The sequence below is a fragment of the Bauldia sp. genome, from assembly GCA_037200845.1.
Lineage (GTDB): Bacteria > Pseudomonadota > Alphaproteobacteria > Rhizobiales > Kaistiaceae > DASZQY01.
Map to the genome: position 1 here is coordinate 669,833 of JBBCGQ010000001.1, position 19,640 is coordinate 689,472.

Here is a 19,640-nt window from a genome sequence, read left to right on the forward strand (position 1 = left end):
TTCAGGTACTGGCCTTCAGGCGGTTCGATTCCGGCACGACAATCTTCTCGAGCGGCGCGATGAGTTCGGCGCGACGGTCCTCCAGCCACGGCGGCAACAGCATGTGCTGACCGAGCTCTTCCAGCTTCTCGTCGACCATGAAGCCGATGTCGGTCGTGGCAAACTCGGTGAGGATGCCACCCGGCGAGCGCAGGTAGACCGAGTGGAAGTAGCCGCGGTTCTTCGATTCGGACACGTCGGTGTATCCGAGCCCCTCGAGGAACAGCTTGAGTTTCATTTGCACTTCGTCGTTCGCGACCGCAAAGGCGACGTGGTGCACGGTGCCCTCGCCGAATGTCCAGCTGCCCTGCGGCAGGTTGGGCTCGTGCTTCAGGACGACGGTCTTGCAGGGTCCGCCTCCCTGGATGTCGTAGCGGTGGAACGCCCCTTCCTCGCCCGACTTCTTGAAGCCGAGACCATCGACGAAATAGTCGTGCTGGCTTTGCACGTCGCGCACCGACATGACGATGTAGTTGAAACCCTTGACCGAGTTGGCCTCGGAAATCTCGCTGGTCGTCCAGCCGGCGCGCTTGTCGCGATCGTCGCCGACCAATTCGTAGACGTTGCCGGCCGGGTCGGGGAAGCTGATGACGTTCTGGCCGAAGCGTTTCTGGATTCCCGAGTGCTTTACCTTGTGCTTGTTGAGGTGGTTGACCCAGAAATCGAGTGAGTTCTCGGCGACCGAATAGCAGGTTCCTGCGATCTGCCCCGAACCGCGGCGGCCCATGATGCCCGCCTGACGGTACGGGAACGTCGTCATGACCGTGCCGACTTCGGCATTCTTGTTGGCGTAATACAGGTGATAGATCGGCGTGGTGCCGTCGAGCAGCACGGTCTGCTTGATCATGCGCTGACCGATGACCTTGGTCATGAAATCGATGTCTTCCTGCGCCCGTCCTACGCACGACGTGACGTGATGGATGCCGGTGACGAGCGTGTGTTCTTCGCGCATGGGTTCCTCCGGAAAAGGCATTGTCCAAAGACTAGGCGGCGCCCGCCCTGGTTCACCTGCACGTTCCCGCCAAAAACACTGCACGAAACGATCGTGCTATTTCCCCAAAATGCGGGCCAAAGCAGCCGCGAGCGCCGCCTCGCCGCCGGCGGTCCATTTCTTTGCCCGCCACGCAACAACGTCGTCCGGCCGGACAAGAATTGCGCCGTCGTCTTCGATCTCGGAGGCGCGCGCCCAGTCCCCGAAGGGATCCTCGTAGTCGCACGCCGGTCCCACGGTGACCGTCGCCAGCGGCAATCCCGTTGCTGCCCCGATCGCGGTGGCCGCCTTGCGCCAGCCGTCGCCGCCGATGCCGGTCAGCAACGTGAAGCGCCCGTGGCCGACGATGTCGAGGCTGGAGTAGTTGGTGCGATCCCTGGTCAGCCAGACGTGCGGCAGGCGCGCGCCGGGCACCGTCGATTGCTGGTAGACGAGTTCGGGGTCCTCCTTGAACGTGTGCACATCGCCCCTCTCCATCACCACCGCGTCCGAGCCGTAGCGCTGGTTCATCTCGACGCCGTGCGCATCGAATTCGTAGACCTTGAAGGCGATCGCTTCGCGCAGCCGCTTGCGCCGTTCCATCGCTTCCGGCGATGCCGCCTTCCGCGCTTCCATGTTGGCATTCATGACTTCCGGGTCCGTCGATTCGAGCAGGCCGAGCGCACCGAAGATCGGCCCGAACTCGGCGATCGACTTGTTGGCGCGCTCGACGATCTGCTTGCCGATCGGCGAACGCTCCGCGTCGTAGCTCGCCAGAAGCTTGTCCGAGGCGTGGCCCTTGATCACCATCGCCAGCTTCCAGGCGAGGTTGAAGGCATCCTGGATCGACGTGTTGGAGCCGAGGCCGTTCGACGGCGGATGGCGGTGGACGGCATCGCCCATGCAGAACACGCGGCCTTTCTGGTAACTCTTGGCGAACATGTGGTTGACGGTCCACGTTGACCACGACGTCACTTCGAGCGGGATGTCCGGATCGCCGATGAGCTGGTGCGCGAGTTGCTCGCAGATCTCCTTCGTCACTTCCGGCGGCGGCTGGTTGATGTCGTAGCCCCACACGATCAGCCACTCGCTCCATGTCCGGATCATGCGAACGAGGCCCATGCCGATACCGCCGACGTTGGAGCCCGGCTGCAGCACCCAGTAGAGGACGCTCGGCCGGTGGGCGACGTACTTCGACAGATCGGACTTGAAGAGAATGTTGATCGATCCGCCGACGCCCATCTTGCCTTCCATCGGCAGGCCGATGTCGGCGGCGACCTTGGAATTGCCGCCGTCGGCGCCGATCAGATACTTCGCCCGGATCGGATAGGTCTCGCCGCTCACGCGGTCGCGCACCGTTGCGGTGACGCCGTTGGCGTCCTGCTCGAGCGACAGGTATTCGGTCGACAGGCGGGCGCGCGTGCCACGCTCGCAGGCGGCGCCGAACAGGATCGGCTCAAGATAATTCTGCGGCAGATCGACCATCGTGGTCGGGCTGGCGATCTTGTGACGCGCCTGCGTGTAGGGATCCGAGCCCCAGCTCCGCATGCGGCCGAGTTCCTCGCCGGCCAGCGACGTGCAGAACACGTTGTTGCCCATGAGTTCGTTGGGCGTCGCATAGAGCATCGCCTCCTGCTCAAGGCCGAGGTCGCGGATCACCTCCATCGCCCGCTGGTTGGTGATGTGGGCGCGCGGCGTGTCCGACAGCCACCGGTATTTGGTGACCAGGATGCTTTCGATGCCGTACGTCGAAAGCAGCGCCGCCGAGGTCGAACCCGCCGGCCCGCTGCCGACCACCAGAACATCGGTCTCGATCATCACGCACGCTCCCTGGGCTTCAGTCCGAATGTGTGGTCCAGACTCTCCCAACCGCCCTTCAGCGGCTTGCCGGGGGCCTGCCCCGTCTCCTTGGCGAGGCTGACGATCAGCGACTGCTTCACGCCGAATACGGCGTCGCTATCGAGATAGGGGTCGCCATCGACGAAAAGGTGGGTGACCAGCGTGTCGTAGCCGGCGTGCGCAATCATGAAATGGATATGCGCCGGGCGGTACGGATGACGTTTGGTCGCCTTCAGCATTTCGCCCACGGGGCCATCGTCGGGGATCGGGTAGTACTTCGGCGCGATCGTCCAGAAGGCGAAGCGGCCGTCCTTGTCGGCGATCAGCCGCGCGCGCAGGCTCGGATCGTCGGTGTGCTTCTGCACGTCGTAGAAGCCGTCGTCGTCGGCCTGCCAGATGTCGACGATGGCGCCGGGCAGCTTGGCGCCGTTCGGCGCGGTCACCGTGCCGGTGACGTAGAGCGGAGTGCCCTCCAGGCCGGCGGTAATGTCGGCGCCGTTCGGCTTCACCGGCGGATCCTGAACGTAGAAAGGACCGAGCACCGTGGTCTCCGTGGCGCCGGCGGGCTGGCGGTGGTTGATGGCGTCGACCAGCATCGAGATGCCGAGCGTATCGGAGAGCAGGATGAATTCCTGCCGCTTGTCGTCGCTCATGTGGCCGGTGCGCGTGAGGAACATGATCGCCGCGAACCACTCGTCCTGCGTCAGCTCGACGTCACGCACGAAATCGTGGGCGTGGCGGACGAGACTGTCGATGATGCGCTTGAGCCTCGGGTTCGGTGTGTCCTTGAAGCGGGCGATGACGGCCTCGGTTATGGAGTCTTCGTTGAAGTCGCGTGTCGACATTAGTCACGCCTCCGGTGTTGCGGACGGCGACGCCGGTTCAAGGCGGCGGCGCGTCGGGAAGAGATGGATGCCGGTGCGGGCGCTGAAGACGCCCCAAATGCCCTTTGGTGCGATCAGCATGACCGCGATGCCGAGCAGGCCGAGCAGGATCAGGTACCAGGGGCCGTAGCCGGACAGCGTCGAGCGCAGTACGACGAAGATGACAGTGCCGACGATCGGTCCCTCGATGGTACCGATGCCGCCGATCACCACGATGAAGATGACGTAGGCGGTCCAGTCGAGCACGGAGAAGGCAGCATCCGGCGAGATGCGGCCGGTGTCGAGGAAGTAGAGCGCGCCCGCAGCGGCGGTGCCGGCGGCGGCGATCGTGTAGACCAGCAGCTTGTTCCGCCAAACGTCGATGCCGACGCTTTCGGCCGCGATCTCGCCGTCGCGGATCGCCGACAGCGCCAGTCCAAGCCGGGAGCGCAGCAGCCAGTAGATCGCTGCGATGACGGCGATCATGGTCGCGAGCGCGATCCAGTAAACCAGAATTTCGCGCGCCGCCGCGGCCCTGACGCCGAACAGCTCGGCGACCCACTCGATGCCGACGACGCGGTTCAGCGCCGCGCCCGGAAGCGACGTGCCGGTGCCGCCGCCAAGCGCCTTCCACTGGGCGAGCAGCAGGCGGAACACTTCCGCCACGACCCAGGTGATGACGGCGAAATAGGCGCCCTGCATCCGCAGCACGGTGATGCCGACGGGCACGGCGATCGCGGCGACCACGATCGTCGCCAGCAGCACGGCGAGCAGCGGATCGAGGCCGAAGGTGATGATGCCCGCGAACAGGGCATAGCCGCCGAGGCCGACGAACGCCTGCTGCCCGACCGAGATCAGCCCGGCATAGCCGGCCAGCAGGTTCCAGCACTGTGCCATTGCGACCAGCAGGAAGATCAGCAGCAGATCCTGCAACAGCGAGCGCGGCACGAAATGCGGCGCCGCGGCAAGCAGCACGACGACAATTGTCGAGCCGATCAGTGCCCAGCGCGAAATGTCGGTCGTGGTGACGGAGACATATTTCGCCATCACGCGACCTTCGGCAGGAGGCCGCGCGGGCGGACGATGATGACGACGAGAAAAACGAGATGGCCGGCAAGCTGCTGCCACTCGGGATTGATGGAGCCGCCCAGCGTCTGCGCGACGCCAAGGATGACGCCGCCGATGAGCGTGCCCCAGAAACTGCCGAGGCCGCCGATCACCACCGCTTCGAAGGCGTAGAGCAGACGTGCCGGGCCTGCGCTCGGGTCGAAATTGGCGCGCACGCCCATGAAAAACGCGGAGACCGTGATGACCAGGAACGAGATCCCCATGGCGACGGCGAAGACCTTGCGCGGATCGATACCCATGATCTCGACGATGCTGAGCGAGTCCGACGTCGCGCGAAGAGTCCGGCCCAGCGCCGTGCGATAAAACAGGAAGCTCAACCCGAGGACGACCAACACGGCGGCCGCGAAGGTCATGAGCGGGACGACGCCCAGCGTGATGCCGCCGAGCGAGAACGACGCCGTCTCCAACGGGCCGAGCGACAGGCGGCGGCTGTCGGCCGAGAAAACCTGCAGCAGCCCGTTCTGGATGATGATCGACAATCCGAACGTCACCAGTAACGGCACGAGCAGATCGTTTTCCAGCGTCCGGTTGAGGATAAGGCGCTGCAGCGCCCAGCCCAGCGCGAACATGAACGGCAGCGCGATGACCAGCGCCACCGGGGCCGGCAGACCGAGCCCCGTGGCAAACGCCAGCATCACGAAAGCGGCCAGCACAATGAAGTCGCCATGGGCGAGATTGACAAGCCGCATGACGCCGAAAATGAGAGCCAGGCCAACGGCATAGAGGGCGTAGAGCCCGCCCAGCAGTGCTCCCTGGATGATGGTGTTGAGGAAGCTCACCTAACCACCGAAGTAAGCCTGCTGGATCTGGGCGCGGGTGAGTTCCGCCGGCCGGCCGCTGAGGCTGACCCGGCCCCCGATGAAACAATAAACGCGGTCGGCGGCCTTCAGCGCGGCGCCGAGATCCTGCTCGACCAGCACTACCGTGGTCCCGCGCCGCTTCACTTCGGCAAGGGCTGCATAAACATCGCGGATCACCGCAGGCGAAAGGCCGAGCGAAATCTCGTCGCAGAGAAGGATGCGCGGATTGGCCATCAGCGCGCGGCCGATTGCGACCATCTGCTGCTGGCCGCCGGAGAGCGAGGGCGACGGCTGCAGACGCCGCTCCTTCAGCACGGGAAAGAGCGCGTAAACGGTCTCGAGCGTCCAGCCGCGGTCGATGCTGCGCCCGTGCGCGCCCATCTGGAGATTCTCCTCGACGCTGAGCGACGGGAACAGCCGCCGCCCCTCGGGCACCAGCGCAATGCCGCGCTTGACCATGTCGAAAGCGCGTGTGCCGCCGACCGGCGCGCCGTCGAGCCTGATCTGTTCCGGCCGCGACGATGCGACGCCGGACAGTGCCGCCATGAACGACGACTTGCCCGCGCCGTTCGCGCCGATGATGGCGACGATCTCGCCTTCCTCGACGACGACGTCGATGCCGAACAGCGCCTGGAAGTCGCCGTAGAAGACGTCGAGGCCGACCGTGTCGAGCACCACGCTCAAGCGACCGCCTCCTCGATGCCGAGATAGGAACGCTGCACGTCCGGCTCGGCCATCACCGAGCGGGGCTCGCCCTCGGCGATCTTGCGCCCGAACTCCAGCACCATCAGCCGGCCGACGACCGAAAGCAGCGCGTGAACGATGTGCTCGATCCAAACGATGGTCATGCCGCCGCCGTTGAGCTCGCGGATGAGCGCAATGAGCTCGTGGACCTCGGCTTCGGTCAGGCCGCCTGCGATCTCGTCAAGCAACAGCAGCTTCGGCTCGGTCGCCAGCGCCCGGGCCAGCTCGAGCCGCTTGCGGTCGAGCAGCGTCAACCGCCCGGCGACGATGTTGGCGCGTGGCAGCAGGCCCGTGCGCTGCAGGATATCGGCGCAGTGGTCGGGCGCGTTTCGCTGTCCGATCACGCCGCCGAACTCGGCCGCGGCAAGCAGGTTTTCAAATACGGTCAGGCTTTCGAAGGGCCGCGGAATCTGGAAGCTGCGGCCGAGCCCCGCGCGGCAGCGATCGCGGACCGAGGCGCGCGTGACGTCGCGCCCGGCCAGCGAAATTGCGCCGGCGTCCGGTCTCAGGACGCCGGCGATGAGGTTGAAGAGGCTCGATTTGCCGGCGCCGTTCGCCCCGATGATGCCGAGCGCCTCGCCGTCGGCCACCGACAAGTCGATCTTGTCGGCGACCACGATGGCGCCAAAGCGTTTCGAAACACCAGAGAGCGTCAGCAGCATCGGCCTCTATTTCGCGATCAGTTGATCGCCTCCATCTTGCCGCCGGCCGGAATCGCCGGCGCGTGGCTGTTGTCGACGACGACGAGCTCGAACGACTTGTTGTCCTTCGTCCGCCACTGGCCGCCGACCAGCGGCGTCTTGCAGACGTTGGCGGCGATCGGGCCAAGGTCGGCGTTCGAGTTCCACTTCACCTTGCCGGTCAGCGTGTCGAGATCGGTCGATTGGATGGCGGCGATGATCGCGGCAGGATCGCCGGTGTCGGACGCGCGCTTGAGGACGTCGATCGCGACCTCGAACAGCGAGTAAACGAAGCCGATCGGCTGCGTCCACGGACGGCCCGAGAAGGCGGTGAACGCCTTGGCGACATCTTGGCCTGAGGCGCCGGTGAGCGCCGATTTGAAGGGATGGTTCGGCGTCCACCACACCTCGGACGACAGGTTGTTGCCGAGCGCGCCGAGCGCCTCCACCGACGACGGGAACAAGATCGCCTTGGCGACCGTAACGGCCTTCGGCTTCAGGCCCTGCTGGTTGGCCTGCGTCCAGAACGTCGTGAAGTCCGGCGGGATGACGACGCCGGTGACGATGTCGGTCTTGGCGTTCTTGAAGGCGTTGATCTGCGCCGTGAAATCGTCGTTGAGGTTCTGGTAGCGGCCGGGATCGGTGACCGTGAAGCCGCCCGCAGCCTTGAGGCCGGGCGCGATGCCGACGTTCGGGTCGCCCCAGGCGTTGCCGTCGCCGTCGTTCGGGAAGAGTCCGCCGACCTGCTTGTTGGTGTCGAGCTGGCTCCACATCGCCGAGAACACGGCGATGATGTCTTCCAGTCCCCAGAAGTAATGATAGGTCGACTTGAACGGCGTCCAGCTCTTGGGGTCGCCGGGGTTCGCCTGGCGGCCGATGAACCATGGCTGCCACGGCGCCATCGTCGAAATGCACGGCACTTCTTCCGCCTCGCACACCGTCGATACGGGGTTGGTGGTCTCGGGCGTCGAGGCGACGACGACGAGATTGACGCCGTCGTCCACGATCAGGCTCTTGGCGACTTCGGCGGCTCGGTTCGGGTCGGACTGGCTGTCCTTGACCACGATCTCGATCGGCAGGTTGCCGCCGGCGCCCTTGATGCCGCCGCCGATCAGCTTGGTCATCGTGTCGATGACGTATTTATCGGCTTCGGCAAACGGGGCAAGCGGGCCGGACTGGGGCGTGACGTAGCCGATCTTGACGCTGGTTGCCGCGTGGACGGCAGGCGCGAAGATCGTGCTGGTGCTGAGCGCCGCGGCGCTCGCCGCCGCTCCCTTCAGCACGGTGCGGCGTGAAATTTTTCTGGTTGTCATGTGGGCTCCTCCCTGAGCGCGATTTTTCGTTGGCGTTTACGAGGCGGGCCGCCGCCCGGCGTAGGCATCCTCGAGCAGGCGAAGGACGCCTTCCCGTTCGACGGTCCGCGGGTTCCAGTACGGACTTGCAGCAATTTCGTCGGCTGCCGCGGCGATGCCGTCGTGCGGCATTCCGATCTCGGCCAATGTCTTCGGCGCCCCGAGGCGCGTCGCCAGATCGAACAGCCCGACTGCGGCGCTGGGAGCGCCGAGGACCTCGGCCAGCGGCTTGAGCAGCGCGGCGGTCGCCGGCTCGTTGTAGGCCACCGCGTGCGGCAGCACGACGGCGTGGGTCTCGGCGTGCGGCAGGTTGAAAGTGCCGCCGAGGACGTGACAGATCTTGTGGTGCAAGGCCATGCCGACGGCGCCGAGGCAGGTGCCGCAGGCCCAGGCGCCGTATAGCGCGTCGCTGCGCGCATCGCGATCGTTGGCATTGGCCACGATCAGCGGCAGCGCGCCGGAAAGCGCGCGCATGCCCTCCAGCGCCAGCAGCGAGATCACCGGGTTGCGCTCGCGCGCATAGCGGGCTTCGACCGCGTGGGCGATCGCGTTCAGGCCGGAGGTCACCGACAGCGCGACGGGCAACGAAAGGGTCAGCTCCACGTCGTAGACGATGACCTCGGGCAGCACGCTGGGGCTGCGCATCGTCGTTTTCCTGCCATCCTGCGTCTCGCCCAGAATGGGCGTAGCTTCCGAGCCGGCGTAGGTGGTAGGCACGACGATCTGCGGCAGCTCGGTGCGCAGCGCGATCGCCTTGCCCAGGCCCGTCGTCGAACCGCCACCCAGCGACACGATGCCGTCGGCCTCGAGTTGCGTGACGAGCCGCAATGCCTCCTCGGTGACTTCGGTCGGCGTGTGCATCGCCGCTTTGGCAAACGTGCCGACCCTAAGCTTGCCGAGACCGCGAGCGACGGTGGCCGCGCTCCCCTCCTGTTGCGGCGTCGAGAGGAGGAGCACGCGCGAGCAGCCGAGGCGGTTCACCTCCTCGCAGACGGCCGCAATCGTCCCCGAGCCGAACACGACCCGTTGCGATTGTGCCTGATAGACGAAGGGCTCCATGACTCTCCAACCCGGCCTTGAAGGACAGGTACGCCGAGGGGGTTCGAATGTAGCTCTGGCAAGCCCTTCTCTCCTGCACGTTTCCGCTGTTCACCTGTCCAAAACGCGCCCCGGCCGGCGACGGTCGCGGCCCAGCGCCTGCGCGTTACCGATGCCCCAACCCGGCTGCGGAGTGTGGTCCGCCGCTTGGCGGAAGCGGCGCGCATCCTCGGCGTCGATGAAGTGACGGGACGATGTTTAACCTACGCCCGGCGTCGCTCTACGCCGCAGGGCAGGGCCCGCTCGCTGGCGCTGGTAGCGTTCCGGGAACCGCGGATGGCGTATACGGACGTCACCTTGTTCGGTTCACTTGCCCCAGCGAAGCGCCAGGACGTCGGCATCGCGGGCAAGCTGTAGAAGGCGCGTGCGCGTGCGATCCGTAAGCGGTTTCAGCGGATGGCGAACGTAGTCGCTGCGGATCACGCCACCCTCGGCGAAGATCGTCTTGGCGGCACGCAGGCCGCATTGGCGGTTTTCGTGATTGATGAGCGGCAGGCAGCGCGTCCATTGCGCGAGTGCGGCGTCCAGGTCGCCGGCGCGATGCGCCTTAACGATCGGCCGGATCTGCTCGGGAAACATCGCGGACGTCATCGTTCCGGTCGCTCCGGCATCGAGATCGGCAAGCAGCGTCACCGCCTCCTCGCCGTCGAACGGTCCGCTGATGTGATCGCCTGCCGCCTGGATCAGCGCTGCCAGCTTGTCGGCAGCAAACGGCACCTCGATCTTGAAATAGGACACGTTCTCCAGTTCGCGCGCGAGCCGCGCCAACTGATCGACCGGCAACGGAACGCCGGAAAGCGGCGCATCCTGCACCATGATGGGAATGCGAATCGCCGCGTTCACCGCGGCGAAATGCTCGAAGATCCCTTGCGGCTGCGGGAAGAGGCCGGCGCCGTGGTAGGGCGGCATCATCATCACCATGGCGGCGCCCGTCGCCGCCGCGTCCCTGGCGCGCTGCACGACGATGCCGGTAGAGAAATGACTGATCGTAACGATGATCGGCACGCGGCCCGCGGCGTGCTCCAGGCAGAGCCGCATCAGCGACGCGCGCTCTTCGTCGGAAAGGGCGAACTGCTCAGAGTAGTTCGCCAGAATGCAAATGGCATCGACGCCTTGGTCGATCATGCAGTCGATAACGCGGCGCATGCCGTCTTCATCCAGGCGCCCGTCCGGATGGAATGGCGTCGGGGCGACGGGGAGGATGCCGGAGAGAACGTCTGTCATGGTGCTTTCCGCCTACTCGACAAAAGCTTCGACGTTGACGCGCCGGCCGATCAAGAAAGCATCGGCAACGTGGGCAAGCGGCGCGACGTCCATGTCGATCGCGCGGTTTCGCACCAGCGCGGCCATGCGCGCGTAGAGACGCGGATATTCCCCGCTAAGCGCATGCGAAGACCCGGAGGCCGCTTCCTGCGCCACTCCGTCGATGGCCAATCTGGCGCCGCCATCCGCGAGCACCATCGCGCCCGCGTCGGTCTCCACCTCTATCGTCCAGATCTGTTCGCCCTGCTGGCGAAAATCGAACTCGGCCGTGACCTCAGCGCCGTGCGGATGGGCGAATGCCAGGTTGGCAGCGATCGGCGTTTCGCAATTCTCCGGCACGAACAGCGTTGCCGACGACAGGTGCAGCGCCTCCGGCAGGATCTCGGTGACGATGGAGAGCGCGTTGATGCCGGGGTCGAATACGCCCAGGCCGCCCGCTTGCCATATCCAGCTCTGGCCGGGATGCCACCTGCGGACGTCTTCCTTCCAGGTCACTTTCAGCCGGCGGAGACGCCTGTTAGCCAGCCAGGCTTTCGCCGGCGCCACGTACGCTGCTTCGCGGGAATGCCAGGTGGCGAAGATCGAGACGCCTGCCGCCTCCGCCATCGCCTTGAGCTCGAAGCATTCGGCCAGCGTCGCGCCCGGCGGCTTCTCGAGCATGACGTGACGGCCCGCGCGAATTGCCGCGGCAGCGGCGGCGAAGCGCGGGACGGGCGGCGTGCATAGCGACACCACCTCTATGTCGGGACGAGCCACCAGCATCGCCCCAAGATCGCCAAAGCTTTCCACGCCGTCGACCCTGCCGTGACGCGAGACCGTCGCCGCCAGCTCCCAATCCTGCGACGCCGCGATCACCGGCACGTGCTGGTCCCGGGCGATCTTGCCGATACCGACGAGCGCGACCTTCGTCGGCATCAATGCGATTCTCTGCCGACGTCGGCGCCGCGGCAGCCCCTGAGGAAGTCGAGATCGGCGCCGGTGTCGGCTCCCTGGACGTGTGCCTGGTGCAGCCAGGCGTAGCCGGAAGCTGGCCGCTCCATGGGCGGTTTCCACATCGCCAGCCGGGCCGCCAGCTCCTCGTCCGAAATCTCGATGTGGAGGCGTCGCGCCTCGACGTCCACTTGGATCATGTCGCCGTCGCGCACCACCGCCAGCGGACCTCCCGCTGCCGCTTCGGGAGACGTGTGCAACACAACGGTCCCGTACGCCGTCCCCGACATGCGGGCGTCGGAGATACGCACCATGTCGGTGATGCCCTTCTTCAGCACCTTCGCCGGCAGCCCCATGTTGCCGACCTCCGCCATGCCCGGGTAACCCTTCGGCCCGCAGTTCTTCAGCACCAGGATGCAGTTCTCGTCGACGTCGAGCTCATCGGCGCCGATCTTCGCCTTGTAGTCGTCGATGCCTTCGAAGACGACCGCGCGTCCGCGATGCTTCATCAGGTGCGGCGACGCGGCCGAGGGTTTGATGACGGCGCCGTTCGGCGCGAGATTGCCCTTGAGGACGGCGATGCCGCCGTGCCTGGCAAGTGCCTTGTCGGCCGGCACGATCACGTTTTCGTCGTGGTTCACCACATCCTTCACTTCGTCCCAGATGGTTTGGCCGGAGGCGGTGATGGCGTCCTTGTGCAGCAACCCAGCTTCTCCCAGCCGCTTCAACACCACGGGCAGGCCGCCCGCGTAGAAGAATTCCTCCATCAGGTATTTGCCGGACGGCATCAGATTCACGATCGTCGGCACGTCGCGGCCGCAGCGGTCCCAATCGTCGAGCGACAGGTCGATGCCGACACGTCCGGCAATCGCCAGCAGATGAATGACGGCATTCGTCGAGCCACCGATCGCGCCGTTGGCGCGGATGGCGTTTTCGAAGGCTTGCTTCGTCAGGATATCCGACGGCTTCAGGTCGTCCTTGACCATCTGCACGATGCGCCGGCCCGAAAGCTGCGCCATCACCCGCCGCCGACTATCGACAGCCGGAATGGCGGCATTGCCCGAAAGGGCCAGGCCGAGTGCTTCCGCCATCGCCGCCATCGTCGAGGCGGTGCCCATCGTGTTGCAGGAACCGGCCGAGCGGGACATGCCGGACTCGGCCTCCAGAAACTCTTCCTGCGACATTTCTCCGGCCTTGACCGCTTCCGAGAATTTCCACAGGTGCGTGCCCGACCCCATGCGCTCGCCGTGGAAGTATCCGTTCAGCATCGGCCCGCCGGTGACCACGATCGACGGCAGATCGGTGGACGCGGCACCCATCACCAGGCTCGGCGTGGTCTTGTCGCAACCGACGAGCAGAACGGCGCCGTCCATCGGCTGACCACGCATCGCCTCTTCCACCGCGAGCGCCGCGAGGTTGCGAAACATCATGGCGGTCGGACGGAAAGAGCTTTCCGCCGCCGAAAACACAGGCACCTCCACGGGGAAGCCGCCGGCTTCGTACACTCCGTGTTTCACCCGCTCGGCGATCCCGCGCAGGTGCGCGTTGCACGGCGTCAGCTCCGACCACGTGTTCAGGATGCCGATCACCGGACGGCCGTCGAAAAGGTCGTGCGGAAAGCCCTGATTCTTCATCCAGCCGCGGTGATAGATCTGGTCGCGGCCGTTGCCGCCAAACCATTCCTGCGACCGCAACCGGCGCGGCCATTTCGCGGGCGTGAAGGTCATCGGCATCTTTTCATGCAATTGCCGGGCCCGCCCGCCGCCGCGGGCATCAGCCCTTGTTCTTGTTGTAAACGTCGAACACCACGGCGCCGAGGAGCACGAGGCCCTTGACGACCTGCTGGTAGTCGACGTTGACGCCCAGGATCGACATGCCGTTGTTCATCACGCCCATGATGAAGCCGCCGACCACGGTCCCCGCAACCCCGCCGATGCCGCCCATCGCCGATGCGCCGCCGATGAAGACCGCCGCGATGACGTCGAGTTCGCTGCCAAGGCCCGCGGCAGGTACCGCCTGCCCGAGGCGCGCCGCAATGATCAGGCCGCCAAGAGCTGACAGCACGCCCATGTTGATGAAGACGATGAGCGTCAGCCGATCCGTCTTGATGCCGGATAGCTGCGCCGCCTTGGCATTGCCGCCCATTGCATAGACCCGGCGCCCGATCGTGGTCTGGCGCGTGACGAAGGCGAATAGGCCGATCAGCACCCCCATCACGACGAGCACGACAGGCAGCCCCTTGTAGCTCGCGAACTGGAAGACAAGGAACAGCACGATCGCGCTGACAACCACCGTTTTGCCGAGGAACAGGGAGAAGGGTTCCGACTCGTGCCCGTGGCGCTGGCGCGTGCGGCGCGCGGCTAGCCCGAAGTACGCGTAGGCCAGAACGCCGATGACGCCGATGATGATCGTGGTCATGTTCAGCACGACGCCGCTGCCGATGATCACCTTGCCGTTCGCGTTCAGCGCGGCCGGCACGAGCGTGAGGGTGCCGACGACCTCCGGCACGAATCCCGAACTCAGCGCCTTGAAGTCGACCGGCAGGGGACCGACCGAGGCGCCGCCGCCCAGCAATGCCTGGCACAGGCCACGGAAGATGAGCATGCCCGCCAGAGTCACGATGAAACTCGGTATTCGGTGGTAGGCGATCCAGTAGCCCTGCGCCGCGCCTATCGTCCCGCCCACGACGAGACAGATGATCGAGGCCACGAGCGGATTGCTGAAGACTCCCAGCGGCCAGATCACCATCATCGTCGCCACCAGCGCGCCTATGAACCCCGCGACCGAACCGACGCTGAGATCGATGTGACCCGACACGATGACCAGCAGCATCCCAAGCGCCATCACAATGATGAAGCTGTTCTGCTGTATGAGGTTGCTGAGGTTGACGGGCTTGAACAGCGTCCCGGACGTGGTGAGCTGGAAGAACACCATGATCGCGATCAGGGCGAGCACGAGGCCGTAGTCGCGGAGATAGTTGAGGAGCGCGGAGGCATCTACGCGCCGGCCCGCCGCTGCATCGTCCGCCACGCCCGTCGGCAGGCCCGGGGCAGTCTCCGTGCTCATGATGCTTTCCCTTCTCCGCGAACGATCGCGCGCATGATCTTTTCCTGGCTGGCGCCCGCGGCGGCCATCTCGCCGACGATGCGGCCCTCGTTCATCACGTAGATTCTATCGCAAATGCCGAGCAGCTCCGGCATTTCCGAGGAAATGACCAGGATCGCTTTCCCCTCGGACGCGAGCCTCGCAATGATGGTATAGATTTCGTACTTGGCGCCGACGTCGATGCCGCGCGTCGGCTCGTCGAGGATCAGCACCTCGGGGTTGGCGAAGAGCCATTTGCTCAGCACCACTTTCTGCTGATTGCCGCCCGAGAGGTTTCCCGTCTTCTGATAGACACTGGACGACCGGATGTTGGTCTTGCTGCGATATTCGTTGGCGACGTCGATCTCGCGGAGATCGTCGATGACGCTATGGCGCGAGACCGCTCCGAGGTTGGCGATGGTGATGTTGTTCTTGATGTGATCGATCAGGTTGAGACCGTAGGTCTTCCGGTCCTCGGTGACGTAGGCGATCCCCTGCGCGACGCTCCGGCCAACCGACGAGGTATCGATCTTCTGCCCGTTGAGAAAGACTTCCCCCGTGATGCGGCGGCCGTACGAGCGGCCAAAGAGGCTCATCGCGAATTCTGTGCGCCCGGCGCCCATCAGGCCGGCGATCCCGACGACCTCGCCCTTGCGGACGTTGAGGTCGATACCTTTGATCACCTGCCGGTCGGCGTGGAGCGGGTGGTAGACACTCCAGTTTTTCACCTCCAGCACCGTCTCGCCGATCTTCGGATCGCGCGGCGGGAAGCGATCGGTAAGTGGGCGGCCTACCATAAGGGTGATGATCCGGTCTTCGTCGACCTGCCCCTTGCTCAGCGTCTCGATGGTCTGACCGTCGCGCAGAATCGTGACGCGGTCGGCGACGCGGCTCACTTCGCTCAGCTTGTGCGAAATCAGGATCGAGGTGATGCCGTGCTGCTTGAACTCGATCAGCAGGTCGAGCAAGGCACGGCTGTCCTTCTCGGAGAGGCTCGCCGTCGGCTCATCCAGGATCAGCAGCTTCACTTCCTTGCTGAGGGCCTTCGCAATCTCGACGAGCTGCTGCTTGCCGACGCCGATGTTGGTGATCAGCGTATCGGGGTCTTCCGCCAGCCCGACTTTCTTCAGCAGTGCGCGGGTGCGCGTCTCGTTGGCGTTCCAGTCGATGACGCCGTATCTGGCGTGTTCGTTGCCGAGGAAGATGTTTTCGGCAATCGACAGCATCGGCACCAGCGCGAGCTCCTGGTGGATGATGACGATCCCAAGATGCTCACTGTCGTTGATGCGTTTGAAGTGGCACTCCTGGCCGCGATAGATGATCTGGCCTTCGTACTCGCCGGTCGGATAGACACCGGAGAGCACCTTCATCAGGGTCGACTTGCCGGCGCCGTTCTCGCCCACGATGGCGTGGATCTCGCCATCCTCGACGCTGAGATTGACGCCCGAAAGCGCGGTCACGCCAGGGAACGTCTTGGTGATGTTGCGCATCTCGAGAATGGTCGAGGCCATTGCTCAACTCCGTTCCCACCGAGCTTGCCGCCCGGATAGTTACCTTGGCCATGCGCCAATGCGAAAGGGGTCCCGCGCGAGCGGGACCCCAAACGTTCGATTGAAGTCTACTTCAGGTCTTCGGCCTTGATGTATCCCGAGTCGACCACGAGCTTCTGGTAGTTCGACTTGTCGACCTCGTAGGGCGTCAACAGGACCGACGGGACGACCTTCACGCCGTTGTTGTAGGTCTTGGTGTCGAGGGTCGCCGGCGTGCCGCCCGACACGACGGTGTCGACCAGACCGACGGTGGCCTTGGCGAGGTCACGCGTATCCTTGAACACAGTCGAATACTGCTCGCCTGAGATGATCAGCTTCACCGAAGGCGTTTCGGCATCCTGGCCGGTCACGATCGGCCACGGCAGGTCAGCGGTGCCGTAACCCACGGCGCGGAGCGAGGCGGTGATGCCGCGGCTCAGGCCGTCGTAGGGCGACAGAACGCCGTCGACGCGGCTGCCGTCCGAGTAGTTGGCGGACAGCAGGTTATCCATGCGGGCCTGGGCGGTAGCCGCCAGCCAGCGCAGCGTACCGACCTTGTCCATGCCAAGCTGGCCGGACTTGACCACGAGGGTCTTGTTGTCGATCAGCGGCTGCAGCACCGACATGGCGCCGTCGTAGAAGAAGAACGCGTTGTTGTCGTCCGGCGAACCGCCGAACACTTCGATGTTGAATGGACCCTTCTTGTCCGGATAGCCGAGGCCCTTGAGAAGCGAATTGGCCTGGAGCACGCCGACGCTGAAGTTGTCGAACGAGGTGTAGTAGTCGACGTTCGGCGAGTTCCTGATCAGGCGGTCATAGGCAATCACGAGGGTGCCGGCATCGTGCGCTCTCTGCAACGCGTCGGTCATCGTCGTGCCGTCGATCGAGGCGATGATCAGGGCCTTCGGACCCTTGGTGATCTCGTTCTCGAGCTGCGAAAGCTGGTTCGCAATGTCGTCCTGCGCGTACTGCAGATCGACGGTGTAGCCCAGCGCCTCAAGCTGGGACTTGACGGCATCGCCGTCGTTGATCCAGCGCAACGAGGTCTTGTTCGGCATCAGCACGCCGACCAGGCCCTTGTCCGCGGCGAACGACTGACCGCCCATGGCGATCGTGCCGAGCGTGAACGCGGTCAATAGAAGCTTTGAAAATCTCACTGGCATTCCTCCCTATTGTCGGCTCGGCGACTATCGCCGGCCGTTTATGAATTCTCTTCAGCCTCGCGGCCGAGTGCCTTGCCCCTCGCTCCGTTTTTTGCTGGGCACTTCGTTTTGCGCCGCATCCTCGACGGCGCCGAGTAGCCGCAACCCGTCCATGGCGTCGGCCTCCGCGCGCACGAGCAGCTTCTGCACGGCCTCGCGGGCGGCGCTACCGTCGCCACGCGTGATCGCGTCGAGGATGAGGCGATGCGAAGGCAGGAAATTATCCGGATCCGGCCAGGCGTCTCGCTGTACCGTAAACGTCAGCATGAGCGACGTCTCAATCGCCGGCGCCAGCGCCGCGATGAACTCGTTGCCGGTGGCGCGCAAGATCGACAGATGGAAAGCAACATCGCCCTTGATCGACTCGGGCGCCCTCGCTTCGGCCGCCTCCATCTGGGCAAAGGCCGCTTCGATGTCGGCGAGGGCCGCCCCACCGGCGCGTGCCGCAGCCAGCATCGCCGCCTCCGGCTCGATCATGCGGCGCAGTTCGAAGAGGTTGCGCACGAATGCCGCGTTCGGCACCGCGCCGATCTGCCAGAGAAGCACGTCGGGATCGAGCCGGCTCCACTCCTGACGCGGGCGCACTACGGTGCCGCGCCTCGGCGCCGACGACACCAGTCCCTTCCCGGCAAGCAGCTTGATCGCCTCGCGCATGGACAGGCGCGACATCGAGAACTGTTCGGCAAGACGTTCGAGATTGGGAAGCGTGGTGCCTGGCGTCAGGTCGCCAGTCACGATCCGCCGCCCGAGCGCTTCGGCCGCGCCGGCGGGGCGAAGCGCGCCCACCTCGGTTGACTCCCAAACCACCCGAATTCCCCTCCCAGGGCACTGCGCCGACGGTGCGGCGTCTCAATTGGCGGCAAACATCAGATGATTGACCGCCATTTGTCAATCTTATCGCATTTTCTGACTTGGCGCGGACATCGACGCATCCCCGCCGCTGTATCGAAATCCGCCTTGCGGCGAATAAATATGATTGTATGATTTATACCGTTCGCTGCATTTCGGAAAGTGGGAGCTTTCCGAATTTGTTGTCGGCGGGCGAGGAGCCCGAACGGCTCTGAGGTTTCAACGGGAGGAATAAATGCAAAACATGAAATGGTTCGGCGGCGCGATCGCCGCCGCATCGATGATGCTTGCCGGCTCGTCGGCGTTCGCAGTTACGATCGGCTTCTCGCAGGTCGGCGACGAGGGCGACTGGCGCCCGGCGTGGTCCAAGGACATGCAGCAAGAGGCCACCAAGGAAGGCATCGACCTCAAGTACGCCGACGCCCAGGGCAAGCAGGAAGAGCAGTTGAAGGCGGTGCGCGCCTTCATCGCGCAGCAGGTCGACGCGATCATCATCGCGCCGGTCGTGATCACCGGCTGGGATCAGGTGCTCAAGGAAGCCAAGGACGCCAAGATTCCGGTGTTCCTCGCCGACCGCGACGTCGACACCACCGACAAGTCGCTCTACGTCACCCGCATCTCCGCCGACTTCAACCTCGAGGGCAAGATCGCGGGTGCCTGGCTGGCGCAGGCGAGCAAGGGCCAGTGCGATGTCGTCGAGCTCCAGGGCACGACCGGCGCCGCCCCGGCGATCGAGCGCAACAAGGGCTTCCAGGCGGTCATCTCGCAGTTCCCCGGCATGAAGATCGTCAAGTCGCAGAGTGGCGACTTCACCACGGAAGGCGGCAAGAAGGTGATGGAAGCCTTCATCAAGTCGACCGATAACCTGAAGGGCATCTGCGGCGTGTTCGCTCACAACGACAACATGCAGCTCGGTGCGATTCAGGCCATGAAGGAAGCCGGCCTGAAGCCCGGCAAGGACTTCCTGATGGTGTCGGTCGACTACGTGCCGGCAATGAAGGACGCGCTGGCCGCCGGCGATGCGAACGCATCGGTCGAGCTCCGTTCGGCCATCGGCAAGTACATCTACCCGGTCGTAACCGACTACCTGAAGAGCCCGTCGGATCTGCCGAAATGGATTGTCATCCCGTCCGATCTGCACACTGCGGCCACTCCGGGCGGCTAGTACACGTCGCACCCTCCCTCGGCGCGACTGCGGGCGGCGCCCACCAATCCACCGGTGGGCGTCGCTCCTTCTACCGCGTTGCCGTGGCGCCAACTAAGCTCGCCA

17 protein-coding genes are annotated in these 19,640 nt (G+C 64.9%); 1 reads left to right on the forward strand and 16 read right to left on the reverse strand.

The window, feature by feature from the left end:
* Nucleotide 1: 1 nt before the first annotated feature.
* The 16 genes from WDM94_03315 to WDM94_03390 all read right to left on the reverse strand — a co-directional run bounded on the left by WDM94_03315 (nucleotide 2) and on the right by WDM94_03390 (nucleotide 18,307).
* The gene (locus WDM94_03315; protein MEJ0011653.1) at nucleotides 2–991 is read right to left on the reverse strand and encodes a VOC family protein; all 990 of its coding nucleotides are present in this window, start codon (nucleotides 989–991) and stop codon (nucleotides 2–4) included.
* Between the two features lie 96 nt (nucleotides 992–1,087).
* Nucleotides 1,088–2,827, reverse strand: coding sequence for an FAD-dependent monooxygenase (locus WDM94_03320; protein MEJ0011654.1), 1,740 nt, complete (start codon nucleotides 2,825–2,827; stop codon nucleotides 1,088–1,090).
* Nucleotides 2,827–3,693, reverse strand: a complete 867-nt coding sequence (locus WDM94_03325; GenBank protein ID MEJ0011655.1) for an intradiol ring-cleavage dioxygenase — start codon at nucleotides 3,691–3,693, stop codon at nucleotides 2,827–2,829. Before WDM94_03325 ends, WDM94_03320 begins: the two co-directional genes overlap by 1 nt.
* Nucleotides 3,694–3,696: 3 nt before the next feature.
* The gene (locus tag WDM94_03330; GenBank protein MEJ0011656.1) at nucleotides 3,697–4,758 is read right to left on the reverse strand and encodes a branched-chain amino acid ABC transporter permease; all 1,062 of its coding nucleotides are present in this window, start codon (nucleotides 4,756–4,758) and stop codon (nucleotides 3,697–3,699) included.
* A complete protein-coding gene (locus WDM94_03335) occupies nucleotides 4,758–5,618 on the reverse strand; it encodes a branched-chain amino acid ABC transporter permease (GenBank protein MEJ0011657.1) in 861 nt (286 codons plus the stop codon). Before WDM94_03335 ends, WDM94_03330 begins: the two co-directional genes overlap by 1 nt.
* Nucleotides 5,619–6,323 carry an ABC transporter ATP-binding protein gene (locus WDM94_03340; GenBank protein MEJ0011658.1) on the reverse strand — a complete coding sequence of 235 codons (705 nt, stop codon included), beginning with the start codon at nucleotides 6,321–6,323 and terminating at the stop codon, nucleotides 5,619–5,621. It lies immediately after the preceding gene.
* The gene (locus WDM94_03345) at nucleotides 6,320–7,045 is read right to left on the reverse strand and encodes an ABC transporter ATP-binding protein (GenBank protein ID MEJ0011659.1); all 726 of its coding nucleotides are present in this window, start codon (nucleotides 7,043–7,045) and stop codon (nucleotides 6,320–6,322) included. The genes WDM94_03340 and WDM94_03345 overlap by 4 nt, the downstream gene beginning before the upstream one ends.
* Nucleotides 7,046–7,062: 17 nt before the next feature.
* Nucleotides 7,063–8,376 (reverse strand): ABC transporter substrate-binding protein, encoded by a 1,314-nt coding sequence (locus tag WDM94_03350; protein ID MEJ0011660.1) that lies wholly within the window; start codon nucleotides 8,374–8,376, stop codon nucleotides 7,063–7,065.
* Between the two features lie 36 nt (nucleotides 8,377–8,412).
* Nucleotides 8,413–9,474 (reverse strand): maleylacetate reductase, encoded by a 1,062-nt coding sequence (locus tag WDM94_03355; GenBank protein ID MEJ0011661.1) that lies wholly within the window; start codon nucleotides 9,472–9,474, stop codon nucleotides 8,413–8,415.
* Between the two features lie 345 nt (nucleotides 9,475–9,819).
* Nucleotides 9,820–10,737: a dihydrodipicolinate synthase family protein gene (locus WDM94_03360; GenBank protein ID MEJ0011662.1), complete on the reverse strand. Its 918-nt coding sequence runs from the start codon at nucleotides 10,735–10,737 to the stop codon at nucleotides 9,820–9,822.
* Nucleotides 10,738–10,749: 12 nt separating this feature from the next.
* Nucleotides 10,750–11,694, reverse strand: a complete 945-nt coding sequence (locus WDM94_03365; protein MEJ0011663.1) for a Gfo/Idh/MocA family oxidoreductase — start codon at nucleotides 11,692–11,694, stop codon at nucleotides 10,750–10,752.
* The gene (gene araD / locus WDM94_03370; GenBank protein ID MEJ0011664.1) at nucleotides 11,691–13,433 is read right to left on the reverse strand and encodes an L-arabinonate dehydratase; all 1,743 of its coding nucleotides are present in this window, start codon (nucleotides 13,431–13,433) and stop codon (nucleotides 11,691–11,693) included. The genes WDM94_03365 and araD overlap by 4 nt, the downstream gene beginning before the upstream one ends.
* Before the next feature lie 46 nt (nucleotides 13,434–13,479).
* A complete protein-coding gene (gene mmsB, locus WDM94_03375) occupies nucleotides 13,480–14,772 on the reverse strand; it encodes a multiple monosaccharide ABC transporter permease (GenBank protein ID MEJ0011665.1) in 1,293 nt (430 codons plus the stop codon).
* Nucleotides 14,769–16,301, reverse strand: coding sequence for a multiple monosaccharide ABC transporter ATP-binding protein (gene mmsA / locus WDM94_03380; GenBank protein MEJ0011666.1), 1,533 nt, complete (start codon nucleotides 16,299–16,301; stop codon nucleotides 14,769–14,771). The genes mmsB and mmsA overlap by 4 nt, the downstream gene beginning before the upstream one ends.
* 107 nt (nucleotides 16,302–16,408) lie before the next feature.
* Nucleotides 16,409–17,425 (reverse strand): multiple monosaccharide ABC transporter substrate-binding protein, encoded by a 1,017-nt coding sequence (gene chvE, locus WDM94_03385; GenBank protein ID MEJ0011667.1) that lies wholly within the window; start codon nucleotides 17,423–17,425, stop codon nucleotides 16,409–16,411.
* A gap of 108 nt (nucleotides 17,426–17,533) precedes the next feature.
* Nucleotides 17,534–18,307, reverse strand: coding sequence for a FadR/GntR family transcriptional regulator (locus tag WDM94_03390; GenBank protein ID MEJ0011668.1), 774 nt, complete (start codon nucleotides 18,305–18,307; stop codon nucleotides 17,534–17,536).
* A gap of 307 nt (nucleotides 18,308–18,614) precedes the next feature.
* Here WDM94_03390 and WDM94_03395 point away from each other — a divergent pair, with 307 nt between their 5' ends.
* On the forward strand, nucleotides 18,615–19,535 hold the full coding sequence (locus WDM94_03395) for an ABC transporter substrate-binding protein (GenBank protein MEJ0011669.1): 921 nt from the start codon (nucleotides 18,615–18,617) through the stop codon (nucleotides 19,533–19,535).
* The last annotated feature ends 105 nt before the right edge of the window (nucleotides 19,536–19,640 follow it).

Excerpts from the sequence above, each read along its gene's own strand:
- WDM94_03315 (MEJ0011653.1), bottom strand. The coding sequence starts at position 991 with ATGCGCGAAGAACACACGCTCGTCACCGGCATCCATCACGTCACGTCG.
- WDM94_03320 (MEJ0011654.1), bottom strand. The coding sequence starts at position 2,827 with ATGATCGAGACCGATGTTCTGGTGGTCGGCAGCGGGCCGGCGGGTTCG.
- WDM94_03325 (MEJ0011655.1), bottom strand. The coding sequence starts at position 3,693 with ATGTCGACACGCGACTTCAACGAAGACTCCATAACCGAGGCCGTCATC.
- WDM94_03330 (MEJ0011656.1), bottom strand. The coding sequence starts at position 4,758 with ATGGCGAAATATGTCTCCGTCACCACGACCGACATTTCGCGCTGGGCA.
- WDM94_03345 (MEJ0011659.1), bottom strand. The coding sequence starts at position 7,045 with ATGCTGCTGACGCTCTCTGGTGTTTCGAAACGCTTTGGCGCCATCGTG.
- WDM94_03350 (MEJ0011660.1), bottom strand. The coding sequence starts at position 8,376 with ATGACAACCAGAAAAATTTCACGCCGCACCGTGCTGAAGGGAGCGGCG.
- WDM94_03355 (MEJ0011661.1), bottom strand. The coding sequence starts at position 9,474 with ATGGAGCCCTTCGTCTATCAGGCACAATCGCAACGGGTCGTGTTCGGC.
- WDM94_03360 (MEJ0011662.1), bottom strand. The coding sequence starts at position 10,737 with ATGACAGACGTTCTCTCCGGCATCCTCCCCGTCGCCCCGACGCCATTC.
- araD (MEJ0011664.1), bottom strand. The coding sequence starts at position 13,433 with ATGACCTTCACGCCCGCGAAATGGCCGCGCCGGTTGCGGTCGCAGGAA.
- mmsB (MEJ0011665.1), bottom strand. The coding sequence starts at position 14,772 with ATGAGCACGGAGACTGCCCCGGGCCTGCCGACGGGCGTGGCGGACGAT.
- mmsA (MEJ0011666.1), bottom strand. The coding sequence starts at position 16,301 with ATGGCCTCGACCATTCTCGAGATGCGCAACATCACCAAGACGTTCCCT.
- chvE (MEJ0011667.1), bottom strand. The coding sequence starts at position 17,425 with ATGGGCGGTCAGTCGTTCGCCGCGGACAAGGGCCTGGTCGGCGTGCTG.
- WDM94_03395 (MEJ0011669.1), top strand. The coding sequence starts at position 18,615 with ATGAAATGGTTCGGCGGCGCGATCGCCGCCGCATCGATGATGCTTGCC.